Raw genomic sequence first — 6,761 nt, forward strand, 5'->3', positions numbered from 1 at the left:
CGAAGACACCCTGCCGGCCCGTCCGGAGGCCAAGTCCGCCAGCAACGTGGTCAGCGTGGCTCGGCGCCAGCGGTGAATCGGGTGCGGGCCGCGTCCCCTGGACGCGGCCCGTTCCGGGTTACTTGATCACCGCACAGCCGATGCGGGCGCCCGCATTGCCGATCGGCTGCGTGGCATGGTCGTCCTCGTTGGCGTGGATGATCAGCGCCGAACCGTCATTGTCCTTCAGGCCACCCTCGCCGGTGAGGGGCGTGTCGCTCGACACCTCGGCATTCACCGAGCCGTCGGCATTGGCGTAGACGTTCGGCAGGTCGCCCTCGTCGGGACCCTCGGCGTTCAGCAGGCCGTGCTTGGCGTTGTCGTGATTGACGTGCGCCTTCGACTCCTGGAACTTGTCGGTATCGGCGCAGCTGCCCACGGCATGGAAGTGGATGCCGTGCCAGCCGGGCGGCAGGCCGCCGGGCTGGATCGTCACCCGCATCACCAGGGTGTTGGCGCCGTCCCTGAGCGCGATCTTGCCGATCGTCTCCCCCTTGTTGTTGACGATCGGCGCATCGTAGGTCGTCGGCGCCGCCGGCTTGTCCTGAGCCGCCTTGTCCTGCGCGAAGGCGGGAGCCGCGAAGCCGAGGGCCAGGGCGCTCGCGAGCACGATATGTCTCATGGGAAGAACTCTCCTCGTGTGCCGCCGTGTAGCTAGGGCGCGCGGCGCCGGAGGGGACGGCCGGACGACGGCCGGGCGGCGACGGAATCGATCGTATACGACCAGGGATCGAGGGCGATGACGACGGGCGATCGGCTGCGGGCCGACCGGCTCCTGGTGGAGGCGGGCCATTTCGAGAGCCGGGCGCGGGCGCAGGCCGCGATCGAGGCCGGGCTGGTGCGGGCGGACGGCGTCGTCGTGCGCCGGGCCTCCGACCTGATCGCCCGGGGCGCCGCCATCGTCGCCGAGGCGCCGCACCCCTACGTGTCCCGCGGCGGATTGAAGCTCGCCGCCGCCCTCGACGCCTTCGCGATCGATCCGGCGGGCCGGACCTGCCTGGATATCGGCGCCTCGACCGGCGGCTTCACCGATGTGCTGCTGCGCCGCGGCGCGGCCTTCGTCCACGCCGTCGATGTCGGCCGCTTTCAGCTCCATCCGAGCCTCGCGGCCGATCCCCGGGTCGGCGCCCTCGAGGCGACGGATGCCCGATCCTTGACCCCCTTTCCCGAGCCGCCCTCCCTCCTGGTGATCGACGTGAGCTTCATCTCCCTGCGGCTGGTCCTGCCGCCCGTCATTCCGCTCCTGGCGCCCGATGCCGCCCTGGCGGCCCTCATCAAGCCGCAATTCGAGGCCGGGCGCGAGCATGTCGGCCGCGGCGGGCTGGTGCGGGACGAGGCCGTCATGGAGGCGGTCTGCGAGCGCATCCGGGCGCTGGTCACCTCCTTGGGCTTCGTGGTGCGCGGCCTGATCCCGTCGCCGGTCGAAGGCGGCGACGGCAACCGGGAATTCCTGATCGGCGCCGTGCGGGAGGCGGGACAATGAGCGAGATGATGGAGATCGCCCGCCTCGGCCTGCGCGGCGACGGGGTGACGCCGGACGGCGTCGTGGTGCCGGGCGCCCTGCCGGGCGAGACCGTGCGGGCGGTGCCGGAGGAGGGTACCCGGCCGCCGCGGGCCCGGCTCGACGCGGTGCTGACCCCCTCGGCCGATCGGATCGCGCCGTTCTGCCCGTATTTCGGTACCTGCGGCGGTTGCGCGATCCAGCACCTCGCACCCGGCGCTTACGCGGATTGGAAGCGCGACCTCGTCGTCGGGGCGCTCGCGCGGGCCGGGATCGAGGCGCCGGTGGCGCCGCTCCTCGACGCGCACGGATCCGGGCGGCGGCGCATCACCCTGCATGTGCGGGCAGGCGAGGGCGGGCCGCAGGCGGGCTTCATGGCGGCGCGCAGCCACGCGCTGGTGGCGATCGACCATTGCCCGATCACGGAAGCCGCCCTGCACCGCGCCCCCGAGATCGCCCGCGCGGTGAGCCGTCCGCTGGGCGGCGGAGGCGGCAAGCCCCTCGACGTGCAGGTGACCGCGACCGCGGGCGGCCTCGACGTCGATATCCGCGGCCACGGGCCGGCCTCGGAGCGGGCGCGGCAAGCCCTGGTGCTGCTCGCCGGTGACCTCGACCTCGCCCGGCTCTCGCTCCACGGCGAGGTGCTGATCGTCCGTCGCGCGCCGGAGATCCCAGCCGGCCGCTCACGGCTGGTGCCGCCCTCCGGCGGCTTCCTCCAGGCGACGGCGGAGGGCGAGGCGACCTTGGCGCGTCTCGTCGTCGAGGGGGTGGGTAAGGCCAAGCGCGTGGTCGATCTCTTCTCCGGGGCCGGCGCATTCTCGCTGGCGCTGGCCGAGGCCCATACCGTCCACGCCGTCGAGGGCGAGGAGGGGGCACTCAAGGCCCTCGACCGCGCCTTCCGCGAGACGGGGGGCCTGCGCACCGTCACCACCGAGCGCCGCGACCTCTTCCGCCGCCCGCTCCTGGCGCCGGAACTCGACCGCTTCGACGCGATCGTGTTCGACCCGCCCCGGGCCGGCGCCGAGGCGCAGAGCGCCCGGATCGCCGAATCGAAGGTGCCGGTGGTGGTCGGCGTCTCCTGCGATGCCGGCAGCTTCGCCCGCGACGCTGCGCTTCTGGTGCGCGGCGGCTACCGGCTGGAGACGGTGACGCCGGTCGACCAGTTCCGGCACTCGCCGCATGTCGAGATCGTCGGGGTGTTCCGGCGGCCGGGGAAGAAGCGCTGAGTTTATGAGACCAGACGCAGCCCAACCTCGTCTTCGATGTCCGGGAGGTTTGCGATCCACGGAGGAGTGTACAACTCCTCATTCTCGCGTTGCGTCACCCAGTTCTGGCTTTCCACGCGATCGAGAGGGCTTTGACCTTGGGGCCAATCGACACAATCGAAGACCGATCCGTCCTGGGCTTGCAGGCGGCCATCGTCGCGCAACTCGACCCCGTTCCGATCCAGCCATTGCAGCAGGCTCATTGCTTGCTCAGATTGGGACGGGGCGGAGACCGTGACGGGGATGCCGGCCCTTACCGTGACAGTAGACTCGCCATTATCATGCGAGCGGTAGAAGACGACGCGGATTTCGATATCGTCCCGCGAGTTGATGCGCGAGCCCGTGCGGGCGCGGACGACGCTTCCATCGGCTTCGACGAGAGTTCCATCCTGCTTCAAAATCGAGGCGATCGGGCGGAATCTCGCCTCTTCGCCTGATGATGCATCTCCACTCAGGAAAAAATGTCCCGGCGTACAGCGCAGGCCGCGCAAATCGATGATCTGCATCGCCTCATTAGTGAAGAGGCGGGTCACACGCTTCGGCACCATGCCGCCTCGGCCAGCCTCGGCCGATGGGTCGAAAGCCATGACAAGGTCGCCCAGTTCAATCTGCTCGATGGGTTTTTCGGTACCATCTGCCATGAGGATTTGCGTTCCCGCGAGGAAGCAGGATGGATCGCGGTCCGGCCGCACAATGTTTTTTGTTGCTTCGAACTCACTTCGAATGCGACTAGCGTTCACTAAGTGTTGACCGCCACCATCTCCATTCGGATCGGGGTTATAGCGCTCACCGCGCAGCTCGGCCTCCGCGGCATTGCGGAGCATATTGTTGGGGCCGATTTTATAATATGTTACCACAAGTGCGTCGCGAACGTCTTGACTCGCATTCTCCCAGTAGTGCGCGGCATTGCTTCGAAAGAAATTTTCTGCTTCTTGCGCATAAAGACCGGCCATCTTAAAGCTGAGTGTAGGATTTTTGAAGCTCGCTAAGTCCTTTATAAGTCTTGAATAATCGTTTTGATAAATATTTAAACTTAATGGATCCGAGTTTTTGTTGTTGTCATAGTATCTTTCTAAGAGTCTGATAGCAGTTGTCGTTCTAAAATTGCCTGGTCCTACATCAATAGTTATGGGGTAATCCCATTTTTTTAGCGTAAGCTCATCTATTTGCGGATTTGATTTTATAAAATCGTATTGAGATTTCAAATCCTTATGGCCTAAGTACCATGCCCTGCTGATAGCTGTATAATCAGCCGCTCCCTGAAATGCAAATCCGAGCTTCAGACTATTGAAGTCGAGCGAAAGATTATGCTCTTGCGTATATCTACTGTCAAATTCATTAGAAATTGCGCCCAATATTGCAGTAGGAGAAACATTTATTTTACTTGCGATCTTATTGGCAAGGTTGGCATTATAATTTATTAGTCTGTACGTCGAATCCTTAAATATGGCGTCGGTCATCTTCTCTGCTCCTTAAGTCGACGGGATCTGCTTTTTCCTCCAAACAGATACAATCTACATTATCGAATAAAAATTTTCGTGATATTGGCGATCGATATAAAACATGCCAAATGCGTTGATGAATAAACCAAATTAATCATAGCTACATATTTCCTTGTGTCAATAGAGACAGCAGAAAATCTATCAATCACCGAGAATGTGACTTAAATGACACAGCTTGATACGATACAGCCGATCAAAAAGGCACTTCGTGCGAAAAATGTATTTCATGTATATAATGCAAGAAATGCAATATATGAGAATATCAGTCCAATAATAGTTAGGACTGATAATAATATAAAAGATGAAGTCTTGGCTCTATAGAAGCAAGAAGCAATAAAAACGACGGCAATCACAGTAATGAATGGATCAAGGATGAGAATAAAAACTAAAGCCATTATAACATCTACGATGTTTTTTGCATTGTATATCCCTTTTAATACTCCTCGCTCGAGCGAGCAAATAAACATCATCTGAGTAGATATGCTAAAAAAACACGCAATATTAAAATATCTATTCATTTATTATTCTCTAATATAAGAAATCAAATCAAAGCCAGTGAAAATTGTCGCTGACCGATTTGCATACGTTATGCATATAATCCATCATCATTTTTGTCAAGAGTCGTGCGTATATAAAGCAACAAAATGCAAAAAATTACTATTTAATTTGTAAACGTGAATAGTAATCTTATTTTATAAAGTAAAATAAAACTATACTATATATTTGCTAGCAGATTGTAGGATAATTTTACTAAATTACCCCTCCGGCGCCGCCGGCACCTGTCCGCCCCCCACATCCCGCCGCGGCTGCAACAGCAGCGCCAGCAATCCCGTCCACCCGGTCTGGTGCGCCGCCCCGAGCCCTGCCCCGGTATCGCCATGGAAGTATTCGTGGAACGGCACGTGATCGCGAAAGTGCGGGTCGTCCTGGAATAGCGGGGTGTCGCCGAGTACCGGCCTCCGGCCGTCGGGGCCGCGCAGGACCAGGCGGGTGAGGCGGGCTGACAATTCGTCGGCAATTTGCGGCAGGGTGAGATAATGGCCCGACCCCGCCGGGCACTCGATCGTGAAGTCGGACCCGTAGAAACGGCCGAACTCGGTCAGCGCCTCGACCAGAAGATAGTTGATCGGCAGCCAGATCGGCCCGCGCCAGTTCGAGTTGCCGCCGAACACCGCCGTCGTCGATTCCGCCGGCTCGTAATCGACCGCGAAGGTCTGGCCGTCCCAGGGGAAGCGGAAGGGTGCTGCCGCATGCGCCTTCGAGACCGAGCGGATTCCGTGAGGCGACAGGAACTCGGTCTCGTCGAGCATCCGGCGCAAGAGCGCCTTCATGCGGTGGCGGCGCAGCAGCGAGAGCAGCACCCGGTTGCCGCGACCCGGCTCCTCCCAGCGCGAGACCTGGGCGGCGAGGTCGGGGCGGTGGGTGAGGAGCCAGCGGGCGCGCCGCGTGAAGTCCGGGAAGCGCTTGGCCAGATCCTCGTCCAGCACCTCGACGGCGCAGAGCGGGATCAGCCCGACCAGCGAGCGCACCCGCAGCGGCACCTGGCGGCCGTCGGGGAGGCTCAGCACGTCGTAGTAGAACTCGTCGGTCTCGTCCCACAGGCCGGAACCGTCACCGCCGACATGGGTCATCGCCTCGGCGATGGTGAGGAAATGCTCGAAGAACTTGGTGGCGATGTCCTCGTAGACCGGGTCCTCGATCGCCAGTTCGAGGGCGATGCGCATCAGGTTGAGGCTGTACATCGCCATCCAGGCGGTGCCGTCGGCCTGGTCGAGGGTGCCGCCGGTGGGGAGCTTCGCCGAGCGGTCGAAGATGCCGATATTGTCGAGCCCCAGGAAACCGCCCTGGAAGACGTTGCGGTCGCCGGCATCCTTGCGGTTCACCCACCAGGTGAAGTTCAGCATCAGCTTGTGGAACACGCGCTCCAGGAAGGCGCGGTCGGGCTTGCCCGTCATCGCCTGGTCCATGCGGTAGACGCGCAACGCCGCCCAGGCATGGACCGGCGGGTTCACGTCGCCGAAGGCCCATTCGTAGGCCGGGAGCTGCCCGTTCGGATGCATGTACCATTCGCGGGTGAGCAGGATCAGCTGGCCCTTGGCGAAGGCCGGATCGATCAGCGCGAAGGTCACGCAGTGGAAGGCGAGATCCCAGGCCGCGTACCAGGGGTATTCCCACTTGTCCGGCATCGAGACGATGTCGGCGTTGTTGAGATGGGTCCAATCGCTGTCGCGGCCGTGGCGGCGCGCCTGCGGCGGGGCCGGCTGGGCCGGGGGGCCGGGGGGGCCGCGCCGGGCGGCGGAAAGGGGGGAAATGTTTGCCCACCACAAGCCGGGGGGGGCCGGGGGGGCACCCAGGGGGGGATGGGGGGGGGGGGGTGGGGGGTGGGGGGGGGGGGGGAAGGGGCGGGCGCGGCGGGGGGGGGGGGGCGCAAGGGGGCGTTTTCTTATTATACAA

Annotated in this window: 5 protein-coding genes; 2 read left to right on the forward strand and 3 right to left on the reverse strand. The window is 62.3% G+C overall.

What is annotated here, in order from left to right:
- Positions 1–118: 118 nt before the first annotated feature.
- Positions 119–661, reverse strand: coding sequence for a superoxide dismutase family protein (locus VQ03_RS18975; protein WP_048452461.1), 543 nt, complete (start codon positions 659–661; stop codon positions 119–121).
- Between the two features lie 117 nt (positions 662–778).
- Between VQ03_RS18975 and VQ03_RS18980 the strand changes: the two genes are divergently transcribed.
- Positions 779–1,522, forward strand: a complete 744-nt coding sequence (locus VQ03_RS18980) for a TlyA family RNA methyltransferase (RefSeq protein WP_048452462.1) — start codon at positions 779–781, stop codon at positions 1,520–1,522.
- Positions 1,519–2,766 (forward strand): class I SAM-dependent RNA methyltransferase, encoded by a 1,248-nt coding sequence (locus tag VQ03_RS18985; RefSeq protein WP_048452463.1) that lies wholly within the window; start codon positions 1,519–1,521, stop codon positions 2,764–2,766. The genes VQ03_RS18980 and VQ03_RS18985 overlap by 4 nt, the downstream gene beginning before the upstream one ends.
- 2 nt (positions 2,767–2,768) lie before the next feature.
- Here VQ03_RS18985 and VQ03_RS33155 read toward each other — a convergent pair whose 3' ends face one another.
- Both VQ03_RS33155 and VQ03_RS18995 read right to left on the reverse strand, forming a co-directional pair.
- Positions 2,769–4,265 carry a Hint domain-containing protein gene (locus VQ03_RS33155; RefSeq protein ID WP_157064169.1) on the reverse strand — a complete coding sequence of 499 codons (1,497 nt, stop codon included), beginning with the start codon at positions 4,263–4,265 and terminating at the stop codon, positions 2,769–2,771.
- Between the two features lie 797 nt (positions 4,266–5,062).
- The gene (locus VQ03_RS18995) at positions 5,063–6,493 is read right to left on the reverse strand and encodes an MGH1-like glycoside hydrolase domain-containing protein (RefSeq protein ID WP_157064170.1); all 1,431 of its coding nucleotides are present in this window, start codon (positions 6,491–6,493) and stop codon (positions 5,063–5,065) included.
- Positions 6,494–6,761 lie beyond the last annotated feature (268 nt).

The organism is Methylobacterium tarhaniae (genome assembly GCF_001043955.1).
Lineage (GTDB): Bacteria > Pseudomonadota > Alphaproteobacteria > Rhizobiales > Beijerinckiaceae > Methylobacterium > Methylobacterium tarhaniae.

What these genes read in the sequence shown, in the direction of transcription:
- VQ03_RS18975 (WP_048452461.1), bottom strand. Translation starts at nt 661, where the DNA reads ATGAGACATATCGTGCTCGCGAGCGCCCTGGCCCTCGGCTTCGCGGCT.
- VQ03_RS18980 (WP_048452462.1), top strand. Translation starts at nt 779, where the DNA reads ATGACGACGGGCGATCGGCTGCGGGCCGACCGGCTCCTGGTGGAGGCG.
- VQ03_RS18985 (WP_048452463.1), top strand. Translation starts at nt 1,519, where the DNA reads ATGAGCGAGATGATGGAGATCGCCCGCCTCGGCCTGCGCGGCGACGGG.
- VQ03_RS33155 (WP_157064169.1), bottom strand. Translation starts at nt 4,265, where the DNA reads ATGACCGACGCCATATTTAAGGATTCGACGTACAGACTAATAAATTAT.
- VQ03_RS18995 (WP_157064170.1), bottom strand. Translation starts at nt 6,493, where the DNA reads ATGCCGGACAAGTGGGAATACCCCTGGTACGCGGCCTGGGATCTCGCC.